This window comes from Christiangramia qingdaonensis, assembly GCF_048381525.1.
Taxonomy (GTDB): domain Bacteria; phylum Bacteroidota; class Bacteroidia; order Flavobacteriales; family Flavobacteriaceae; genus Christiangramia.
This window is the reverse complement of the sequence record NZ_JBLWIM010000008.1, coordinates 427,844-447,075: the sequence shown is the minus strand read 5'-3', so window position 1 is coordinate 447,075 and position 19,232 is coordinate 427,844. Positions and strand designations below refer to the sequence as shown.

The window sequence follows — 19,232 nt, the reverse complement described above, 5'->3', positions numbered from 1 at the left end:
TCAGAAGTTAAAGCTACCAAATAAAAAAGCCTCTGCATTGCAGAGGCTTTGATATATAGAAAAGGATTCTAATTAGTTAGACTGAGAACTAGCTTTCTCCATTCCATCTTCGATCATACTGTAGAATTGATCAAGTTTAGGAAGAACAACAATTCTTGTTCTACGGTTCTTAGCACGACCTTCAGCAGTTTCGTTGCTTGCAAGTGGCACATAGTAAGATCTACCTGCAGCAGTCATACGCGCTGGCTCAACACCAAACTCGTCCTGAAGAACACGTACTACAGAAGTTGCACGCTTTACACTTAGATCCCAGTTATCTTCGAACATTGAAGTGCTAATAGCTTTGTCATCTGTATGACCTTCAACCATAAATTCGATATTTGGCTTGTTATTTACAACAGTAGCTACTTTACCAAGAACTTCTTTCGCACGAGATGTTACGTTGTAACGACCGCTATCGAAAAGTAATTTGTCTGAAATAGATACATAAACAACACCTTTCTCAACATTGATCTCGATATCCTCATCATTAAGGTTACCAAGAGCTCCTTTAAGACTGGTTACAAGAGCAAGAGTTACAGAATCTTTCTTGTTCATTGCATCTTGCATAGAACGAATTGCAAGGTCCTTCTCTTTAATACTTTCCAAAGAACGTTCCATGTTCTCAGCTTCTTTCTTAGAAAGAGTTGCCAAGTTCCCTACGTTGTTCAATAACGCAGCATTCGTATTATTTAAAGTTGCAACCTGGCTATTTAGACGCTCTTTTTCATCAAGACAGGAGTTCAATTTCACGGTAGCCGTGTTTAATTGATCCTGAGTTTCACGTTGTTTTGTTTCAAGTTCATTGTATTTTTTCTGTGAAACACATGAAGATAGCAAAAGGGCCGCAGTAGCCGACATTAGCATGATTTTTTTCATAACTAGTTTCTTAAATTTTAAATTGTTTAGAGGCCAAAAATATCAAAAAAATAGCAAGGTGGAAAGCTATTTTAACATTTCCTTTCTATATTATTTTTAGAGTTCACTATAGCGATCCTTTTTAAGGATAAAATGTTGATACACAATAGAACGCAATTCATAATATCGGTCAATTTTAAATTGATCAGGACGCTTTTTTCTAATCTTGTTAAATGAAGAGTAGAAGCTTCCATGAGCTTTTAAAATTGCCGTAAAATGGTTCACTTTTCCTTCGGTTAAAAACTTCAGAGCAGCAACTCCGTCTAGGATCATCCTTCCAAATAATATTGGGAACAAATCTGTTGATCTAAGGTTTTTCAGCAGTAGAAAAAGACCATTTCTAAAATTATAATAGGTTTTTTTGGGATCCATACTTGATAAGGTCGCTCCACCTACGTGGTAAACGACAGAATTTGCTACATATTTTATGCGATATCCCATATTCTGAATTCTCCAGCAGAGATCTATTTCTTCCTGGTGAGCGAAAAAGTCTTCATCGAGTCCGCCAGCTTCCTGGAAAACTGAATTTCTAATCGCAAAACAGGCGCCTGAAGCCCAGAAGATTTCATGGTTATCATTATACTGTCCTTTATCTTCCTCCATTTTCTGAAAGATCCTTCCCCTGCAGAAAGGATAACCAAGTTGATCAAGATAACCACCGGCTGCACCGGCATACTCAAAATGATCCTTTTTTTTGTAATCCAGGATCTTTGGCTGAATTGCCGCTACCTCTGCTTCTTTTTGAAAGATTTCCAGTATTGGAACCAGCCAGTTCCTGGTAACCTCTACATCACTATTCAGTAGAATGATAATTTCTTCAGAAACCGACTTTAAAGCCTCGTTGTATCCGCCGGCATAACCATTGTTCGATTTATTCTGGATAATATGGACCTCTGGGAAGCTGATCTTTAAAACCGCTACCGATTCATCTGTAGAATTATTATCAGCTACATAGATCTTTGCTTCTTTAGAATTTGTAATAACCGAAGGCAGGAATTTTTTTAAAAGATCTTTCCCATTCCAGTTCAGAATAACTACAGCTATATTCATGCTCGTTGGTATTCCGGTAATTCGGTTAGAAATATATAAGTTTCCTTTTCATAATCCATCTGGCAAAAGTAATGCTCAATCCCATTAGTTACCATCAAATAATTCGCTTTTAAGCTCAGGTTATACCTGGCGATCTGGTCGAAGGTGTCCTGGGTGATCTTTATCTTCGGAGCTTTACACTCCACGATTATATGTATGTTTCCTTGCGGATCGAACACGACCACGTCATATCTTTTGGTGAGACCGGCGATCTTTAACTGCTTTTCAACATTTATGAGGCTTATCGGGTAATTTTTTTCTTTTTCCAGAAACTTCACGGTATGCTGGCGTACCCATTCTTCAGGCGTAAGGATGATAAACTTTTTCCGTAGATCGTCAAAAACAGCTACTTTATTTTGATTATTTTTGAATCGAAATGAGTATGATGGAAAATTCAGCTTCTGCATTTTTCAAAAGTAATGAAGATTATTCAGTGATAAAATATCGCCTTCAGTTTTCCATCAATTCAAAATCGCCGTAAACTCCTCTATGGACGAAGCCAGAAAAATAGTAAACGATATTAAAAAAGGTGATATCAAACCTATCTATTTCCTGATGGGTGAGGAAACCTTTTATATCGACGGAATTTCGAATTATATCGCAGACAACCTTCTTTCCGAAGAAGAAAAGGGCTTTAATCAAATGACCCTCTACGGAAGAGATACGAATATCGAGGAGATCGTGAGCAATGCCAAGCGGTATCCAATGATGGCTGAAAGGCAGGTGATTATTGTAAAAGAAGCTCAGGATCTTTCCAGAACCATAGAGAAACTGGCAGATTACGCTGAAAATCCTCAGCCTACCACGGTATTGGTGATGTGTTATAAATATAAAAAGATCGATAAGCGACGCAAACTGCATAAAACCATTGCGAAAACCGGTCTTATTTTCGAAAGTAAACGACTTTATGAGAACCAGGTGGGAGACTGGATCATGAAAACGATGAAAAGTCGGGGATATTCAATTTCTCCAAAAGCTTCTCAAATGCTGGTTGAATTCCTTGGAACAGATCTCGGGAAGATCGATAATGAACTTCAAAAACTTCAGCTTATTTGCAAAAAGGAAACACTTATTAGTCCGGAGATCATTGAAGAGAATATCGGGATTAGCAAAGATTTCAATAATTTCGAACTGCGTAAGGCGATTGGGGAAAGAGATACTTTAAAGGCGCATCGAATAATCAATTATTTTGCTCAGAATCCGAAAGACAATCCACTGGTAGTGACCATAAGCCTGCTATTTTCCTATTTTTCCCAGATCCTGCAATACCATGGTCTTAATGACAAATCCAAGGGAGCGGTTTCAAAGCAATTAAAAATAAGTCCTTACTTCGTGGGTGATTATATTACAGCAGCGAGAAATTTTCCCATGAAAAAAGTAAGCAAGGTTATTAGTGATCTGCATGAAACTGATGTGAAAAGTAAAGGGGTAGGCGCTGCAAATGTTTCACAGGGAGATCTTCTTAAAGAACTACTTGTAAAAATCATGAACTAAATGAGCAAATTTTCAACCTGGGTTGGTGCGGCAAGACTGAGAACACTACCATTATCCATTTCAGGGATAATTGTAGGAAGTAGTATCGCTGCACAACAGGGACAGTTCAACCTCGCAATTTTTAGTCTCGCACTAGGAACTACCCTTGGATTACAGATCCTGTCAAACTTTGCTAATGACTACGGTGATGGAGTCAAAGGAACCGACAATGAAGACCGGATAGGACCCATGCGTGCCTTACAAAGCGGGATTATCACCCAAAAGGAAATGCTTCGTGCGATGGTCATCACCGCGGTTGCCACTTTTATACTGGCTGTGTTACTTATCTATGCTTCTTTCGAAGACGAGAACTGGATCGCTGCACTGGTGTTTTTGATGCTGGGAATAGGCGCTATCGTCGCTGCGATCAAATACACTGTAGGAAATTCTGCTTATGGATATCGCGGTAGAGGCGATATTTTTGTTTTTGTATTTTTTGGACTGGTTGCCGTCTACGGTAGCTATTTTTTAAATACACATGATCACAACTTTGTAAGCTTCTTTCCGGCAGTAGCCATAGGTTTTTTAAGTGTCGCGGTTCTCAACCTTAATAATCTTCGTGATAGAATTTCAGATGCGAAAGCAGGAAAAAATACACTGGTGGTGAAATTAGGCGAACGGAAAGCAAAGAATTACCATTACCTGTTAATTATTGGAGCTTTGTTCTTTATGTTAATCTATTCAGCATTGGTTTCCAGGGAACTGGATGATTATATGTATCTGTTAGGTTTTATTCCACTTATTTTTCATTTAATACGAGTAGATAAAAATGAGAACCCTAAAGATCTGGATCCCGAGTTAAAGATAGTGGCGCTTTCCACATTTGGAATCTCTATTCTCTTTGCTATTGGACTTGTACTCTAAGGTTCAAGTTTAACAAAACTATATAGCCAGCTAATTATAGGAATTTAGCCGAATCCTTATTTTTATAGAAACCGAAAACTTTTTTTATGAAAATTACATTTTACGGGCAGAATTCGCTTGCTCTCGAGATTGGTAACAAACACATTATCGTAGATCCATTTATTACTGGCAACGATCTTTCCAAGGATAAAGTAGATATTAATGATCTAAAGGCAGACTATATTTTATTGACCCATGCTCATCAGGACCATATTCTCGATGCTGAAGCTATTGCAAAAAATACAGGCGCCAAGATCGTTAGTAATTACGAGATCGCTAATCATTACGGAGATAAGGGCTTCGAGGTACATCCCATGAATCACGGAGGTAGCTGGGATTTTGACTTCGGAAAAGTGAAATACGTGAATGCTTTGCATACCAGTTCATTTCCTGATGGCAAGTATGGAGGACAACCCGGCGGTTTTGTGATCGAAACTGATAGCGGGAATATTTATATCGCCGGTGACACAGCTTTAACGCTCGACATGAAATTGATACCCATGAGAACCAAAATTGACCTCGCCGTGCTTCCAATTGGCGATAACTTTACCATGGGCGTGGAAGATGCGATAATCGCCAGTGATTTCATCGAATGTAATCGTATACTAGGATGTCACTATGATACCTTCGGTTTTATTGAAATCGACCATGATGATGCTAAAAAGAAATTTGCTGCCAAGGGTAAAGATCTTTTACTGCTCGATATTGGTAAATCTGTTGAAGTATAATTATGAAAGCTTTTTACAAACGATACCTTTTAGAATTCAAACGCCCCAGTGGAACTTCCCGGGGCGTTCTTACTGAAAAAGAAACGTGGTTCCTGAAGATCGAGGATAATGAGCGCTACGGTATAGGTGAATGCGGAATTTTAAGATCATTAAGTTATGATGATCGTCCAGATTACGAGGATAAGCTACACTGGGTTTGCCAAAATATCAACATGGGAAAGGAATTGCTATGGGAAGAATTACGCGAATTCCCTAGTATCCAGTTCGGAGTTGAAATGGCGTTTCGCAGCCTCGAATCAAGTACTCCTTTCGAATTATTTCCTTCGGAATTTACTCAGGGAAAGGATCATATTCCAATAAACGGACTCATCTGGATGGGTGACAAGGAGTTCATGAAAAAACAGATTTCAGAAAAGATCGAACAGGGTTTTCGTTGTATTAAACTGAAAATTGGGGCAATAGATTTTGAAACTGAAATAGAATTGCTGAGATCCATTCGGGAAAATTTTTCCGCAGAGTCCATGGAGTTAAGGGTAGATGCGAACGGTGCTTTTCACCCAACAGAAGCATTGCGTAAACTAGAGCGGCTCTCTAAATTCGACCTTCATAGCATTGAACAGCCAATTAAGCAGGGACAAATCCCGGAGATGACTCAGTTATGCTCAAAAACGCCAATTCCAATTGCACTCGATGAAGAATTGATTGGAGTCACAGATGTAACAGAAAAGGCTAAACTGATACAAACTATACAACCACAATATGCCATTTACAAACCAAGTTTGATCGGTGGAATGAAAGGCACCCAGGAATGGATCGATATCTGTGAAGCTAACCAGGTGAAATGGTGGATCACCAGCGCGCTGGAAAGCAATATAGGGCTCAATGCAATTGCGCAGTGGACTTACACGCTGGATACAGATCTTCCCCAAGGTTTGGGAACGGGTGGTTTGTATACGAATAACTATACCAGTCCGTTGCTGGTGCAGGATGGTAAAATTCAATATGATCCTCAGGTAAGCTGGGATTTTAAATTTTAAGTAAACTATGTTTATAGGGCAAGCGTTCAAATACGAACATTCTTTCTGGAGATATCTGGTGATTCCAATTTTGTTTTTTGGCTTAATGGCTCTTAATTATGTAGCGGTTGAAATGCTGGATCTGGACGTGAATGAAATGATGCGGCAACAAATTGAAAGTAAAGGTTCCAACAGGGTACTTTTCGAGAATTTGTTATCATTCCTTGTGTTTCTTGCCGGGCTCTTGCTTTGGGTCAAATATGTTCATAAACAACCAATTAAAACTCTGACGACCAGTCGTAAAAAAGTGGACTGGAGTAGATTCTGGTTTGCCTTTGCCCTGGTTGCCGTATTCAATATTGGGATCACCGTACTAGATTATTATTCGAATCCGCAGGATTATGTATTTAATTTTCAATGGGAACCCTTTTTATATCTTCTTTTGATTTCAGTTTTTCTGATACCCATTCAAACGAGTTTTGAGGAATATTTCTTCAGAGGTTATTTGATGCAGGGGATAGGTGTGCTTGCTAAAAACAGGTGGATCCCTTTGGTACTTACTTCTGTGATTTTTGGAGGGTTGCATTATTTTAATCCTGAAGTGACCAAACTGGGCAACATTATCATGATCTATTATATTGGAACTGGTTTTATGCTTGGGATCATGACCTTGATGGATGAGGGAATGGAGCTTGCTCTAGGATTTCATGCTGCGAATAATCTAATTACAGCCTTACTTGTTACTGCCGACTGGACTGCGTTCCAGACGAATTCTATCTTAAAGGATGTCTCAGAACCTTCTGCCGGATGGGATGTGTTGATTCCTGTTTTGATCATATACCCTATCTTCCTTTTCATCTTTGCCAGGAAATACAAATGGAATAACTGGTCTCAAAAGCTCTTCGGAAGAGTGAAAAGACCTGAAAATGTAACAATTACTTAGGATATTCAGTAATTTAATTGCAAATTCTTAACTTTAAGTAATCGGTGAATGTCCAACTTAGCTTGAAGTATGAATAATAATTACAAGATTCCTGAAACTCACCCTGACTTTAGGTTGAACAAACGGCACTTCACAAATGCCGAATTGAAACATATCGCCTATAGTTATATCAAGGAAGGTGAGCCGTTTGAACAGCAAATTGGTAATTTCCTGCTGGATTGGTTACAACCTAAGGATTACATTGAAGTGCATACTTCGGGATCTACCGGTAAACCCAAAAAGATCAGGCTTACTAAAGAGCACATGATCAACTCTGCGCTGGCAACTTCAAAATTCTTTAAACTTCCTAATCATACCAAAGCATTATTATGTCTTCCTGTAGATTATATAGCAGGAAAAATGATGTTGGTAAGAGCGATGTTTTTAGGTTGGGACCTGGATTCGGTTCCTCCCTCTTCAAATCCATTCGATCAGCTATTCAAGGTTTACGATTTTTCAGCAATGACGCCATTCCAGCTGGACAATTCGATAAGTAGGCTTCATCTGGTGAAAAAACTTATCATTGGTGGTGGAGCAGTTTCACCAAGGTTGCGAAAAATGCTGGTGGATATAGATACCCGAATTTACGAAACCTACGGAATGACTGAAACCTGTAGTCATATAGCCGCAAAACGTTTAAATCCCAAGAAGAAGAAAGTTTCAAAAGCCTTCAAGTTATTACCAAATGTTAGCATTACTAAAGATGAACGTGATTGTCTTGTGATCAAAGCTCCAAAAGTGCTGGACGAAGAAATCGTAACCAACGATGTTGTAGAGATCATTACCTATAAAAAATTTATCTGGAAAGGGAGATATGATAATGTGATCAATTCCGGAGGAATCAAGATATTTCCTGAAGAAATAGAACGTAAGATCAACAAAAAACTGGATCATCGATTCTTTATCACTTCTATGCCAGATGATGCCCTGGGTGAAAAAGTAGTTATGTTCGTGGAAGATGATTTTTCCGAAGAAAGACTAACGGAACTTAGAGAAATGGTTGATAGGATGAAATCGCTTGGGAAATATGAGAAACCTAGAAAGATCTATTTAATCGCTAAGTTCGAAGAAACTCCAAACGGTAAGATTCACCGTGAAAATACTGCGAAAAGCAAAGTATCTTAAATCATGATTAGAACTGCTCTTATCATTATAATTCTGCTCAATTTGAATGAAAAAGTAATTTTCGATTTTAATAACGGTACCACAATCAGTGATTGGGTGGTAGTTGAAGATCGCGTTATGGGTGGTAGATCCAATGCAGATATCAGTCTTACCGAAACAGGTCATGCCAAATTTAGTGGGAATGTATCGCTTGAAAACAATGGAGGTTTTGCTTCAGTTCGTTATCGATTAAATGTAGATGGAATAAAGAAGTTTAGCAAAGCTGTGATCAGGCTCAAAGGCGATGGTAAGAATTATCAATTCCGACTCAAGAACAAATTGAACGATCGTCACTCGTACATACAGGAATTCTCTACTAATGGGGAATGGCAGGAAATCGAACTGGATCTGGCAAAAATGCACCCTGGATTTCGAGGTAGAATATTAGATATTCCTAATTGGGACCATGATATCATACAGGAAATCACCTTCTTAATTGGCAATAAAAAAAATGAAGAATTCAGTTTATTAATAGACTATATTCGACTGAAATAAACCCATTCCCATCACCTTATTCTTATGCGCTATTTACTAGTTTTTATACTTTGTATGCTCACTTTTAGTGCTCATACCCAAATACTTTCAGAAAAAGCTCGTGCTTCTGTTCGAGATGAGCTACTTGCAGAACGATTTGATAAGCTTCTACCTGTATTGATGGATCGGGCTGAAATTGATATGTGGGTGATCATTTCAAGAGAATATAATGAAGATCCTGTGATGAAAACCATGCTGCCTTCTACCTGGCTAAATGCGAGAAGACGAACCATGCTGGTCTTTTCCAGAAAGGCAGATTCTATAGAAAAACTTGCGGTTGCCCGTTATAATATTGGCGATGCTATCAAGTCTGCGTGGAACAAGGAAAAACAGCCCGATCAATGGAAAGCTCTAGCAGATATCATTAGTTCCAGGGATCCTAAAAAGATCGGGATCAATATTTCTGATAATTATGGTCTTGCAGACGGATTGGTAAAAACCGATTATGAGGAACTTCTAAAAAGTTTGCCGCAAGAATATCATTCCAGGTTGATCTCTGCGGAAGATCTTGCCGTAGGTTGGATAGAAACCCGAACTCTTAAAGAGATGCTTCTATTTAGTTCACTTGTGGAGCTAACACATGAGGTCATTGAAGAGGCCTTTAGTACTCAGGTGATAGAGCCGGGAGTAACTACTACAGATGATGTGGTTTGGTGGTTACGACAAAAAGTAACCGATCTTGGGCTGGAAACCTGGTTTCATCCAACTGTGGATATTCAGCGGAGCAACGAGCAACTTGTGGATCATATCACTGCATTCTCTGATGAAAATGGAAGCGATATTATTCTCAAAGGTGACTTGCTTCATTGTGACTTCGGAATTTCATATTTAGGTTTGAATACAGATTGCCAGCAAATGGCTTATGTCCTTCAGGATGATGAAACCGAAGCTCCACAATTCTTGCAGGAAGCACTTGAAAAAGGAAACAGGTTGCAGGATATTCTAACTCAAAATTTTAGAACTGGCAGAACAGGAAATGAGATTCTGGCTGCAAGTCTTGAAAAGGCAAAAGCTGAAGGTTTAAAACCTTCAATCTACACGCATCCACTTGGTCTTTATGGGCATTCTGCAGGACCAACGATTGGAATGTGGGATCAACAGGGTGGAGTTCCCGGGACTGGGGACTACCCACTTTATGAGGAAACAGCCTATGCAATCGAATTAAATACTGAGGTGAACATTCCAGAATGGGATAAAGATATAAGAATTATGCTGGAAGAAGCGGGATTTTGGGGGAAAGAAGGCTTTCGATATGTGAATAATAGACAGACATCTTTAATTCTTATCGATCCTTCTGCGGAATAAAAATAGCAGCTGAAAAGCTGCTATTTTTTATTTAATTTTCTCTACCCGAACATAGAATTCTAACTCATTCAGTGTGACTTCATCCAGTTCTTCACCAGTTTCCATACGTTGCCATTCTGAAGTTGCATCGAGTCTTATTTCCTCTTCATCTATGAAAATATCTACCGGCATGCTAAAATTAGTAACATCTGCTTTCCATCGATACTGGAAGTGTTCATCGCCCTGTTTTAGTTGTAGTACCGGTAATGCTGAATGTCGCAAATATTGATCGAAAACCGGTTTCAAATTCACTTTGGTAGCTTTATCGAAAAAGGTCTCCGTATCTCCTGTAGTAATGGTTTTATGTCTGTAAGTGCTGGTATAGTCTCTCAGAGTGTTCCACCATAATTCGTCATCATCGTAAATACTTCTGATCATGTTCAGAAGATTTGCTCCTTTAAAATACATGTCTCCGGAACCTTCAGAATTAACGCCGTAATCTCCAATGATTGTGCTGTTATTACTAATGCCTCTTCTTGTTCCTTTCAGGTATTCCTGAGCTTTTTCTTTACCCCAGCGGCATTCTACATAAATAGATTCAGTATAACTGGTAAAACCTTCCTGTATCCACATATCTGCAATATCCTTAGCGGTGATGCTATTCCCATACCACTCATGACCAGATTCGTGGATAATGATGTAATCCCAAAGTAATCCGATTCCCGTTCCGGAAAGATCATTTCCAAGGTAACCTTTCATATACTCGTTCCCGTAGGCCACAGCCGACTGGTGTTCCATTCCTAAATAAGGAGTTTCTACGAGTTTAAATCCGTCTTCTTCAAAAGGATAAGGACCCATTTTTTCATAGAAACAAGCCATCATATCCTGAACTTCTTCGAACTGTTTTTTTGCTTTATCAAGGTTGTAGGGCAGAACATAATAATCCATATCAAGATCTTTAAATTTATCAGAGAAATGAGAATAGTTCCCAATATTGATCATGATATTGTAGTTGTTAATGGGACTTTTCACTACCCATTTCCACTTCGTATATCCATCATTCAACTTCTCTTTTCCTAAAAATCTTCCGTTGGAGACATTCATGAGTCCGTTTGGTACTGCAATATCAATTTGAGCAGCATCCGGTTCATCGCTTTGATGGTCCTTGTTAGGATACCACAGGCTTGCGCCGGTTCCTTGCACTGCAACTCCAACCCAAGGGTTTCCGTCTTCATCGGTATCCCAGACGAAACCTCCATCCCAGGGTGCATTTTTGGCAACGATAGGATTTCCGTGGTAATAGAATTTAATAGAGTCTGAAGTTCCCTCATTCAAGGCTTCTTCAAAATTTACAAATACCGCGTTGTACTTACGGGTGAACTCCAGTTTTGTATTTTGATGTACGATAGAGTCTATCTGCATATTCTCGAATAGATCCAATTGCATCACTGGTAGAGAGCCAAGAACTTTAAAATGAATGGTATTACTACCGGCAATTGATCGTGCTTCAGGGTTCACTTTAAGATCAAGGTGATATTTTGTAACATCGTAATTGGATCTTTCAGGTCGCAACGAACCTCTTAAAGTATCAGCTTCAGTATAAGTAGTATGATTTGAACCAACTACCTGAGCCTCCAGGTTCATTGATAAGAACAATGAGACCAGCAAGCCAACGAGTAATAATTTATTCTGCATGGATAACAAATAATTGAGCATTAGGATCCTCTTCCAGTTTCTCCTGCATGCTATTGGTTAATTGAGTAAAACTTTTTAAAGACTGACCTTTACAAACACCATATGAGTAATGATACTTCAATAGTTCCAGATCTTCTTCAGATAATCTTCTATAAGAGTTGCAAGCAGATAAGATACTTTCACAATTAAGATCCTTACTGGACGCAAAATACCCCAGGGACTTGAAAAAATGGTATTTCAGTAGATTTTCTTTCAGAAGATTATTGGTAACCACTGCAGTATTCACTTTTAATGATGCTTTATAGATCTGGCTTTTGCCATTCCAGTTTACATAGTAACCGCTTTTATTACCAATTCGAGGTTCATGTTCTGTCTTGTGATCTTCGTTGAGATAATAGACAATATAATTGCTCTTCTCCCGAATAAAATTCCGACTAATTTTGAGAGAGTCAACCTCGCTGGATAGTTTTTCAGCAAAACTCATTAGAAACCTCGCATCATCTTCAGGTACGCTTTTATCAAAGTAGATACGAATATCATCTTTCCAGTAGCGCATCAACCTTGAAGAATCAACCTTATTTTCTGTATCGTATACCACCGCTTTGTAGGTGTTAAGAAAAGCCGAATCTTTAGGTTCGTAGCGGACCTGTTTCTTGCCGCGAAAAGGATCATAATCCATAGGAACCTGAACCATGGAATCACCATTTATATAGCGAACATCTACAGTATCAGGAATAGATTTGAACTGTGAGAGATATACTGTTTTAGGAATATATTTCCTTGAATGTCTCAGGCCAATCGTGTCCTGAGCGTATCCCTGGCAGACCATCATTATGATCAAAAGAATTATCAGTTTCTTCATAGAAATCAGGTTTGGATAACACCCATATTGAAATCTTTCTCAATCGGGGCGTGGTCTGCAGCTTCTATTCCCATCGAGATCCATTTCCTGGTATCTTTAGGTTCTATTACTGCATCTGTCCATAGTCTGGCTGCTGCGTAGTATGCTGAAGTTTGTTCATCATACTTCGCTTTAAGCTTTTCGAAAACTTCCTTTTCTTTAGCTTCATCTACCTTTTCACCTTTCTTTGCTAAAGAAGCGGTTTCGATTTGTGCCAGTACTTTTGCAGCCTGAGTTCCTCCCATCACCGCAAGTTCTGCACTTGGCCATGCAGCGATCAACCTTGGATCATAAGCTTTCCCGCACATTGCGTAATTTCCAGCTCCATAGGAATTTCCTAGAATAATAGTAAATTTTGGTACTACCGAATTACTTACAGCATTTACCATTTTTGCACCATCTTTAATGATCCCGCCGTGCTCACTTTTACTTCCAACCATAAAACCGGTCACGTCCTGAAGAAAGACCAGCGGAATTTTCTTTTGGTTGCAATTTGCGATAAAGCGTGTTGCCTTGTCTGCGGAATCTGAGTAGATCACTCCGCCAAACTGCATTTCGCCTTTTTTCGTCTTTACGATCTTACGCTGATTCGCTACGATACCAACAGCCCAACCGTCAATACGAGCATAACCGGTAATGATCGTCTGGCCGTAGCCTTCTTTATATTCTTCAAATTCAGAATTATCAACCAATCTTTCTATGATCTTACGCATATCGTATTGATCACTTCTTTTCTTCGGAAGAATTCCGTAAATCTCATCTGGATCTTCTTTAGGTTTTACAGACTTTTTGTGGCTAAAACCAGCTCTGTCAAAATCTCCGATCTTATCCATGATATTCTGAATCTTGGTAAGAGCATCTTTGTCGTCTTTCGCTTTATAATCTGTTACTCCACTAATTTCTGAATGAGTTGTAGCTCCGCCAAGAGTTTCATTATCGATACTTTCTCCGATGGCTGCTTTTACAAGATAACTTCCGGCAAGAAAGATACTTCCTGTTTTTTCTACGATGATCGCCTCATCACTCATAATTGGAAGATAAGCCCCACCAGCGACACAGCTACCCATTACGGCAGCGATCTGGGTAATTCCCATACTGCTCATTACCGCATTATTTCTGAAGATCCTTCCGAAGTGTTCTTTATCAGGAAATATTTCATCCTGCATTGGTAGAAAAACTCCTGCACTATCCACCAGGTAAATAATTGGAAGTCGGTTTTCAATAGCGATCTCCTGTGCTCTAAGATTCTTTTTTCCGGTTATTGGAAACCATGCACCGGCTTTTACGGTAGCATCGTTTGCCACCACGATACATTGCTTTCCAGAAACATGACCAATCTTCACTACAACACCACCTCCAGGGCAGCCACCGTGTTCTTCGTACATTCCTTCACCGGCGAATGCACCGATCTCTATAGCTTTTTCAGCATCATCAAGTAGGAAATTGATGCGCTCTCTCGCAGTCATTTTGCCTTTCGCATGATGCTTTTCAATTCTTTTCTCTCCACCACCTAATTTTACCTTGGCAAGTTTCTGTCTTAATGTGGAAACCAGTAACTTGTTATGATCTTCATTCTTATTGAAGTTGATATCCATTATTTTGAATTTATTACAGGAATTTGATTATTTTAATGTGATTAATTCGAAATTAATCTCTTTTCTGAATAATTTTTAAGAATTCTCACTCAGAAATGGCTTTTGCTAAAATACAAAAAGACTGCAATTCTTCAGATTAATTGCGCTAATTATAATTACAAGGACACTAAAATCGCATCTATGGCAATGAACAAAAACACCATCTTCGCATGGGCCTCTTTTCTCACCTTTTTAGTTGGTGCAGCATTAGTATTATTAGGAGTATTAAAATATAAGGAATATGCCATCGGATTTTCGGTTACCGGGATAGGGTTCTTCTTTATTTCATGGGTGTTTAATGCTTTAAAGGGTCGTATATAATATGGATGTAGATGTTGTAAAGAAGCAAATAGCGATACATCTGGATGGCGGAAAAGCATTTATGCCAATTCAGAATTTGATCACGGAAATCCCCTTTGGAAAAATAGGAATACGACCTCACAATTTGCCTTATTCTATTTACGAATTGTTTTATCACATAGTATTTGCACAAAAAGATATTCTGGATTATTCTAATAGTAAAGATTATTCAGCAGCTAACTGGCCTAAGGATTACTGGCCTGAAAAGCAAAAGCCGGATAATGAAGAGGAATGGGAAGACCTTAAGAATCAGTTCTTTCAGGATAGAGAGAGCTTAAAAAGCTTTTTTACTTCTGAAGAAAATGCCCTGGATGATGTTGTCCTGAATTCAACGGAACATACAATTATAAGACAGGTTTTGCTGGTAATTGAACATAATGCTTACCATACTGGACAATTACTTTTGTTAAGCAGATTATTGGAAATCCATGATAATTGATTTCTCTGAAAATTTCAGGATATTTGCACTCGCAATCAATTGAAAATTAATTACAAAAATATGTCAGACGATAAAAAAGTGATCTTTTCGATGTCTGGTGTGACCAAAACCTTTCCGAAGGCAAACACACCGGTATTGAAAAATATCTATTTAAGTTTCTTTTATGGCGCTAAGATCGGGATTCTTGGTCTTAACGGTTCGGGTAAATCTACCTTGATGAATATTATTGCCGGGAAGGACACGAACTTCCAGGGTGATGTGGTGTTTTCTCCTAATTATACAGTTGGAATGCTGGAACAGGAACCAGAACTTGATGATGAGAAAACGGTCCTGGAGGTTGTAAAAGAAGGTGCTGCTGAAACCGTAGCGATCCTTGATGAGTACAACAAGATCAATGATATGTTCGGTTTACCGGAAGTTTATGAGGATGCAGATAAGATGCAGAAACTTATGGATAAGCAGGCGGAACTTCAGGATAAGATCGATGCCAGCAATGCCTGGGAACTTGATACCAAACTGGAAATCGCGATGGACGCTTTGAGAACTCCAGAGCCAGATAAAAAGATCGGAGTACTTTCAGGAGGAGAGAGAAGAAGAGTTGCTCTATGTAGATTACTACTTCAAGAACCAGATGTCCTTTTACTTGATGAGCCTACCAACCACCTTGATGCAGAATCTGTACACTGGCTGGAGCATCACCTGCAACAATATAAAGGTACTGTGATCGCGGTAACTCACGATAGGTATTTCCTTGATAATGTAGCTGGATGGATCCTGGAACTTGACAGGGGAGAAGGTATTCCATGGAAAGGAAACTACTCTTCATGGTTAGATCAAAAATCTAAAAGACTTGCTCAGGAGCAAAAACAAGCTAGCAAAAGACAGAAAACTTTAGAACGAGAGCTTGAATGGTCAAGAATGAGTCCGAAAGGAAGACAGTCCAAGCAGAAGGCGAGATTAAAGAATTACGATAAACTTCTTAGTCAGGATCAAAAGCAAATGGATGAAAAGCTGGAGATCTATATTCCAAACGGACCTCGATTGGGAACAAATGTGATCGAGGCTGAGGGTGTAAGTAAGGCTTTTGGTGATAAACTTCTTTATGAAGACCTGAACTTCCAGTTGCCACAGGCAGGAATTGTTGGAATTATTGGACCAAACGGTGCAGGTAAAACCACGATATTCAAAATGATCATGGGAGAGGAAGCTCCAGATAAAGGATCTTTTAAGGTAGGTGAAACTGCCCAGATCGCTTACGTTGACCAAAGCCATTCCAATATAGACCCTGAAAAGACCATCTGGCAAAACTTTAGTGATGAACAGGAATTGATCATGATGGGCGGTCGCCAGGTTAATTCAAGAGCTTATTTGAGCAGGTTTAACTTTAGCGGTAGCGAACAGAATAAGAAAGTGAACATGCTTTCTGGAGGAGAAAGAAACAGGTTGCACCTGGCCATGACTCTAAAAGAAGAAGGAAACGTTCTGCTTTTGGATGAGCCTACCAACGACCTTGATGTAAACACGCTTCGTGCTTTGGAAGAAGGTCTGGATAACTTCGCGGGATGTGCGGTAGTGATCTCTCACGACCGTTGGTTCCTGGATAGGATATGTACGCATATCCTGGCATTCGAAGGAGATTCTCAGGTTTATTTCTTTGAAGGTAGCTTCTCAGATTATGAAGAGAATAAGAAAAAGCGTTTGGGCGGTGATCTTATGCCGAAACGTATCAAATACAAAAAACTGGTTCGCTAAGAATTAGTTTTTTCACAATTAAAAAGAGGAGTTGAAATTTGTTTCAACTCCTCTTTTTAATTTTTTATAAAGTCTAAAGCTACTTCTTCTTCGGCATTGGGCCGCGTAAGTGAATGATGAGGCCATCTAGAAAGTTCCGAAGGAACTGATCTCCACATTCCACGTATTTATCATGATCTTCTCTTCTGAAGATCGCTCCAAGTTCACTTTTACTTACCTTGAAATCCACGAGTTCGCAAATCTTAACGATATCGTCATTAGTAAGTTTATGAGCAACTCTTAGTTTCTTAAAAATATCATTGTTCGTTAGCGCCATGCTTATGTTGTTTGTAAATTAAAACGTTTAACCAGATTCGTAATAGTGTTAATATCCACTTCATTCTGAATAGAACTTCTGGCGTCTATAAGTAGATTCTCAGCCTCCTTTCGCAGGCATTCAGAATATTCATTGTTATGTTTTACCTGTTTTTCAAGATAATAGAACATTAGAAGTAATTTCTGCACCAAAGTTATATCATGTTTGCAATATGTACGAATCGAGGCCATGATATTATACAAAAGATCTTCAAAATCGATCGTGTTTATTTTTATGTAAGCTTCTTCATCTCTAAAAATATAGCTCGTATCTCTTTTTTGCATTCTCAAGGCAAGGAGTTCAGTAAGATAATCGATCCCATTGATCGCAGTACCTGGATCATTAATTCCTGGAGACATTGCTTTTACAATGATCTCGGTCATTTGTTTGAAAGCAAGGGTATAATTATCGGCCACGAGTTCCTCTCTCGAAAAATTGAAGTTAGATAATATCAACTTTACGATCTTCTCGTCAACCTCCTTGCTGACTCTGAACAGCGGAATACCGCTAAGAACAAATATACCTTTGACCGGTAAAATATGAATCTTTACATCATGTTCTATGCATATATCCACGAGATTGGTAAATGAAATATTCTGAAGATACCCGCTTTGTTCGCTATGATAATTCGTCCAGTTCTCTGTCTCCGGAAATTCAATTTCCTTAAATTTTTGTTTGTCTACAAGTTCCTGTAGCCGGTCTTTAGCCACCTGGTATATATTCTGAAGGATATTGCTAATCTGAATACTTTGCGAAATATTATGAATAAAATAAATGAAAGAATAAAAGCATACCACCGTTTGAAGAATTCCTAGCAGCACAGCTACCCCGGGTAATTGATACTCATCTCCGGTTGGTTGTATAGCAAATAGTACGAATATGCAGTAAAGGATCGTAAATAAGAAGATTCCGAGGATTATCTGATGCCGTTTGTCACTAATCAATCCCGGTAGTAATCTGGGTGTAAAATTACTGGAGGCGTTACTGAGTAGTAACATGACCATAGAGAAACTGAAAACCATCATCGAAATAAGTCCGGAAATCAGAGAACTCAGGATGGTCATGGCAGTATCACCATTATCGATTACAAGTTGAGGAATATTTTCTATGAGGTATTTGGATATTCCGCGATTTTCCAGATACAGCATGAAGAAAGCGAAATTGAAACCAAAAAATGCTAACAATGTAGGGTAGAAGGCAATCTTGCTTTCCAGTACATTAAAGAAAGAAAGAGTGCGATTATAAAGTTGCTTCATACAATTGAGATTGAGCATAAAATTAAGCAATCATTGATTAGCAGTCGGATTTTTGGTAGAAAATGGTTAAAAGAGACATTATGACATGTTTTAAATGAATAAAAACGACAAAAAGGCATGATGTTCTTGATGGTACCGGAATTGCTATTCCTTTTATGAAATTAAAATTGATTAATAATCTAAAACATAAAACTATGAGTCTTATTAAGCGAAATGAAACAGGTTGGTTGCCATCAGTTATTGATGATATGTTCAAAAATGACTGGCTTGGTGGAACTACGAATGTGAACAGTATTGGAACCAGTATTCCGGCAGTAAATATCAGAGAAACTGAGGACAGTTTTTCTGTTGAAGTTGCTGCTCCAGGAAAAGTGAAAGAGGATTTTAATATAGAACTTGATAATGATGTTCTAACTATTTCTTCGGAAGCTAAAAAAGAGGTGGAGAAATCTGAAGAGCAGGGTAGATTTACCAGAAGAGAATTTAGCTACAGTAATTTTAGAAGAGCTTTTAGTCTTCCAGATTCTGTAGATAGCAGCAAAATATCCGCAACCTATAAAAATGGTGTTCTCGAAATTGCTCTTCCGAAGAAAGAAGAAGCGAAAGTACAGGCTAAAAGGTTGATCGATATTTCGTAACCAATGGTAGTT

Annotated in this window: 20 protein-coding genes; 12 read left to right on the top strand and 8 right to left on the bottom strand. The window is 38.7% G+C overall.

Annotation, left to right across the window (positions count from 1 at the left end):
* Positions 1 to 72: 72 nt before the first annotated feature.
* The 3 genes from ACNI3T_RS02740 to ACNI3T_RS02730 all read right to left on the bottom strand — a co-directional run bounded on the left by ACNI3T_RS02740 (position 73) and on the right by ACNI3T_RS02730 (position 2,453).
* Positions 73 to 918: an OmpA/MotB family protein gene (locus tag ACNI3T_RS02740; protein WP_418226528.1), complete on the bottom strand. Its 846-nt coding sequence runs from the start codon at positions 916 to 918 to the stop codon at positions 73 to 75.
* A gap of 96 nt (positions 919 to 1,014) precedes the next feature.
* A complete protein-coding gene (locus tag ACNI3T_RS02735; protein ID WP_418226527.1) occupies positions 1,015 to 2,007 on the bottom strand; it encodes a glycosyltransferase family 2 protein in 993 nt (330 codons plus the stop codon).
* Complete coding sequence (locus ACNI3T_RS02730; RefSeq protein WP_418226526.1) at positions 2,004 to 2,453, bottom strand: type I restriction enzyme HsdR N-terminal domain-containing protein; 450 nt, start codon at positions 2,451 to 2,453, stop codon at positions 2,004 to 2,006. The genes ACNI3T_RS02735 and ACNI3T_RS02730 overlap by 4 nt, the downstream gene beginning before the upstream one ends.
* An 82-nt stretch (positions 2,454 to 2,535) precedes the next feature.
* On the opposite strand from ACNI3T_RS02730, the gene holA reads away from it, so the two are divergent.
* From holA to ACNI3T_RS02690, 8 genes are all read left to right on the top strand, one after another.
* On the top strand, positions 2,536 to 3,540 hold the full coding sequence (gene holA / locus ACNI3T_RS02725; RefSeq protein ID WP_418226525.1) for a DNA polymerase III subunit delta: 1,005 nt from the start codon (positions 2,536 to 2,538) through the stop codon (positions 3,538 to 3,540).
* On the top strand, positions 3,541 to 4,443 hold the full coding sequence (menA, locus tag ACNI3T_RS02720) for a 1,4-dihydroxy-2-naphthoate octaprenyltransferase (protein ID WP_418226524.1): 903 nt from the start codon (positions 3,541 to 3,543) through the stop codon (positions 4,441 to 4,443).
* 86 nt (positions 4,444 to 4,529) lie between these two features.
* Positions 4,530 to 5,210: a metal-dependent hydrolase gene (locus ACNI3T_RS02715; protein WP_418226523.1), complete on the top strand. Its 681-nt coding sequence runs from the start codon at positions 4,530 to 4,532 to the stop codon at positions 5,208 to 5,210.
* A 2-nt stretch (positions 5,211 to 5,212) separates the two neighbouring features.
* Entirely contained in the window at positions 5,213 to 6,247 is a 1,035-nt protein-coding gene (locus ACNI3T_RS02710) for an o-succinylbenzoate synthase (protein WP_418226522.1), read from the top strand.
* 7 nt (positions 6,248 to 6,254) lie between these two features.
* Positions 6,255 to 7,169, top strand: a complete 915-nt coding sequence (locus ACNI3T_RS02705) for a CPBP family intramembrane glutamic endopeptidase (RefSeq protein ID WP_418226521.1) — start codon at positions 6,255 to 6,257, stop codon at positions 7,167 to 7,169.
* Positions 7,170 to 7,238: 69 nt separating this feature from the next.
* Positions 7,239 to 8,333: an AMP-binding protein gene (locus ACNI3T_RS02700; protein ID WP_418226520.1), complete on the top strand. Its 1,095-nt coding sequence runs from the start codon at positions 7,239 to 7,241 to the stop codon at positions 8,331 to 8,333.
* A 3-nt stretch (positions 8,334 to 8,336) separates the two neighbouring features.
* Positions 8,337 to 8,867, top strand: coding sequence for a CIA30 family protein (locus ACNI3T_RS02695; protein WP_418226519.1), 531 nt, complete (start codon positions 8,337 to 8,339; stop codon positions 8,865 to 8,867).
* 24 nt (positions 8,868 to 8,891) lie between these two features.
* Positions 8,892 to 10,211, top strand: coding sequence for a M24 family metallopeptidase (locus ACNI3T_RS02690; RefSeq protein ID WP_418226518.1), 1,320 nt, complete (start codon positions 8,892 to 8,894; stop codon positions 10,209 to 10,211).
* A gap of 27 nt (positions 10,212 to 10,238) precedes the next feature.
* Here ACNI3T_RS02690 and ACNI3T_RS02685 read toward each other — a convergent pair whose 3' ends face one another.
* The 3 genes from ACNI3T_RS02685 to ACNI3T_RS02675 are packed head-to-tail and all read right to left on the bottom strand — an operon-like array spanning position 10,239 to position 14,381.
* Positions 10,239 to 11,885, bottom strand: a complete 1,647-nt coding sequence (locus ACNI3T_RS02685) for a M1 family metallopeptidase (protein ID WP_418226517.1) — start codon at positions 11,883 to 11,885, stop codon at positions 10,239 to 10,241.
* Positions 11,875 to 12,747 (bottom strand): hypothetical protein, encoded by an 873-nt coding sequence (locus ACNI3T_RS02680; protein ID WP_418226516.1) that lies wholly within the window; start codon positions 12,745 to 12,747, stop codon positions 11,875 to 11,877. The genes ACNI3T_RS02685 and ACNI3T_RS02680 overlap by 11 nt, the downstream gene beginning before the upstream one ends.
* Before the next feature lie 5 nt (positions 12,748 to 12,752).
* A complete protein-coding gene (locus ACNI3T_RS02675) occupies positions 12,753 to 14,381 on the bottom strand; it encodes an acyl-CoA carboxylase subunit beta (protein WP_418226515.1) in 1,629 nt (542 codons plus the stop codon).
* A 180-nt stretch (positions 14,382 to 14,561) separates the two neighbouring features.
* On the opposite strand from ACNI3T_RS02675, the gene ACNI3T_RS02670 reads away from it, so the two are divergent.
* The 3 genes from ACNI3T_RS02670 to ettA are packed head-to-tail and all read left to right on the top strand — an operon-like array spanning position 14,562 to position 16,971.
* Positions 14,562 to 14,741, top strand: a complete 180-nt coding sequence (locus ACNI3T_RS02670; RefSeq protein WP_141877153.1) for a CAL67264 family membrane protein — start codon at positions 14,562 to 14,564, stop codon at positions 14,739 to 14,741.
* Between the two features lies 1 nt (position 14,742).
* Positions 14,743 to 15,219, top strand: a complete 477-nt coding sequence (locus tag ACNI3T_RS02665) for a DinB family protein (RefSeq protein ID WP_418226514.1) — start codon at positions 14,743 to 14,745, stop codon at positions 15,217 to 15,219.
* Positions 15,220 to 15,279: 60 nt separating this feature from the next.
* On the top strand, positions 15,280 to 16,971 hold the full coding sequence (ettA, locus tag ACNI3T_RS02660; RefSeq protein ID WP_295181957.1) for an energy-dependent translational throttle protein EttA: 1,692 nt from the start codon (positions 15,280 to 15,282) through the stop codon (positions 16,969 to 16,971).
* Between the two features lie 79 nt (positions 16,972 to 17,050).
* Here the strand turns inward: ettA and ACNI3T_RS02655 are convergent, their stop codons facing one another.
* The gene (locus ACNI3T_RS02655) at positions 17,051 to 17,287 is read right to left on the bottom strand and encodes a DUF1456 family protein (protein ID WP_295181959.1); all 237 of its coding nucleotides are present in this window, start codon (positions 17,285 to 17,287) and stop codon (positions 17,051 to 17,053) included.
* Between the two features lie 2 nt (positions 17,288 to 17,289).
* Positions 17,290 to 18,582, bottom strand: coding sequence for a DUF2254 domain-containing protein (locus tag ACNI3T_RS02650; protein WP_418226513.1), 1,293 nt, complete (start codon positions 18,580 to 18,582; stop codon positions 17,290 to 17,292).
* Between the two features lie 194 nt (positions 18,583 to 18,776).
* On the opposite strand from ACNI3T_RS02650, the gene ACNI3T_RS02645 reads away from it, so the two are divergent.
* Complete coding sequence (locus tag ACNI3T_RS02645) at positions 18,777 to 19,220, top strand: Hsp20/alpha crystallin family protein (protein ID WP_418226512.1); 444 nt, start codon at positions 18,777 to 18,779, stop codon at positions 19,218 to 19,220.
* Positions 19,221 to 19,232 lie beyond the last annotated feature (12 nt).

What these genes read in the sequence shown, in the direction of transcription:
- ACNI3T_RS02655 (WP_295181959.1), bottom strand. Translation starts at nt 17,287, where the DNA reads ATGGCGCTAACGAACAATGATATTTTTAAGAAACTAAGAGTTGCTCAT.
- ACNI3T_RS02715 (WP_418226523.1), top strand. Translation starts at nt 4,530, where the DNA reads ATGAAAATTACATTTTACGGGCAGAATTCGCTTGCTCTCGAGATTGGT.
- menA (WP_418226524.1), top strand. Translation starts at nt 3,541, where the DNA reads ATGAGCAAATTTTCAACCTGGGTTGGTGCGGCAAGACTGAGAACACTA.
- ACNI3T_RS02680 (WP_418226516.1), bottom strand. Translation starts at nt 12,747, where the DNA reads ATGAAGAAACTGATAATTCTTTTGATCATAATGATGGTCTGCCAGGGA.
- ACNI3T_RS02710 (WP_418226522.1), top strand. Translation starts at nt 5,213, where the DNA reads ATGAAAGCTTTTTACAAACGATACCTTTTAGAATTCAAACGCCCCAGT.
- ACNI3T_RS02690 (WP_418226518.1), top strand. Translation starts at nt 8,892, where the DNA reads ATGCGCTATTTACTAGTTTTTATACTTTGTATGCTCACTTTTAGTGCT.
- ACNI3T_RS02665 (WP_418226514.1), top strand. Translation starts at nt 14,743, where the DNA reads ATGGATGTAGATGTTGTAAAGAAGCAAATAGCGATACATCTGGATGGC.
- ACNI3T_RS02645 (WP_418226512.1), top strand. Translation starts at nt 18,777, where the DNA reads ATGAGTCTTATTAAGCGAAATGAAACAGGTTGGTTGCCATCAGTTATT.
- ACNI3T_RS02675 (WP_418226515.1), bottom strand. Translation starts at nt 14,381, where the DNA reads ATGGATATCAACTTCAATAAGAATGAAGATCATAACAAGTTACTGGTT.
- ACNI3T_RS02650 (WP_418226513.1), bottom strand. Translation starts at nt 18,582, where the DNA reads ATGAAGCAACTTTATAATCGCACTCTTTCTTTCTTTAATGTACTGGAA.
- ACNI3T_RS02735 (WP_418226527.1), bottom strand. Translation starts at nt 2,007, where the DNA reads ATGAATATAGCTGTAGTTATTCTGAACTGGAATGGGAAAGATCTTTTA.
- holA (WP_418226525.1), top strand. Translation starts at nt 2,536, where the DNA reads ATGGACGAAGCCAGAAAAATAGTAAACGATATTAAAAAAGGTGATATC.
- ACNI3T_RS02700 (WP_418226520.1), top strand. Translation starts at nt 7,239, where the DNA reads ATGAATAATAATTACAAGATTCCTGAAACTCACCCTGACTTTAGGTTG.
- ettA (WP_295181957.1), top strand. Translation starts at nt 15,280, where the DNA reads ATGTCAGACGATAAAAAAGTGATCTTTTCGATGTCTGGTGTGACCAAA.
- ACNI3T_RS02730 (WP_418226526.1), bottom strand. Translation starts at nt 2,453, where the DNA reads ATGCAGAAGCTGAATTTTCCATCATACTCATTTCGATTCAAAAATAAT.
- ACNI3T_RS02695 (WP_418226519.1), top strand. Translation starts at nt 8,337, where the DNA reads ATGATTAGAACTGCTCTTATCATTATAATTCTGCTCAATTTGAATGAA.
- ACNI3T_RS02705 (WP_418226521.1), top strand. Translation starts at nt 6,255, where the DNA reads ATGTTTATAGGGCAAGCGTTCAAATACGAACATTCTTTCTGGAGATAT.
- ACNI3T_RS02685 (WP_418226517.1), bottom strand. Translation starts at nt 11,885, where the DNA reads ATGCAGAATAAATTATTACTCGTTGGCTTGCTGGTCTCATTGTTCTTA.
- ACNI3T_RS02740 (WP_418226528.1), bottom strand. Translation starts at nt 918, where the DNA reads ATGAAAAAAATCATGCTAATGTCGGCTACTGCGGCCCTTTTGCTATCT.
- ACNI3T_RS02670 (WP_141877153.1), top strand. Translation starts at nt 14,562, where the DNA reads ATGGCAATGAACAAAAACACCATCTTCGCATGGGCCTCTTTTCTCACC.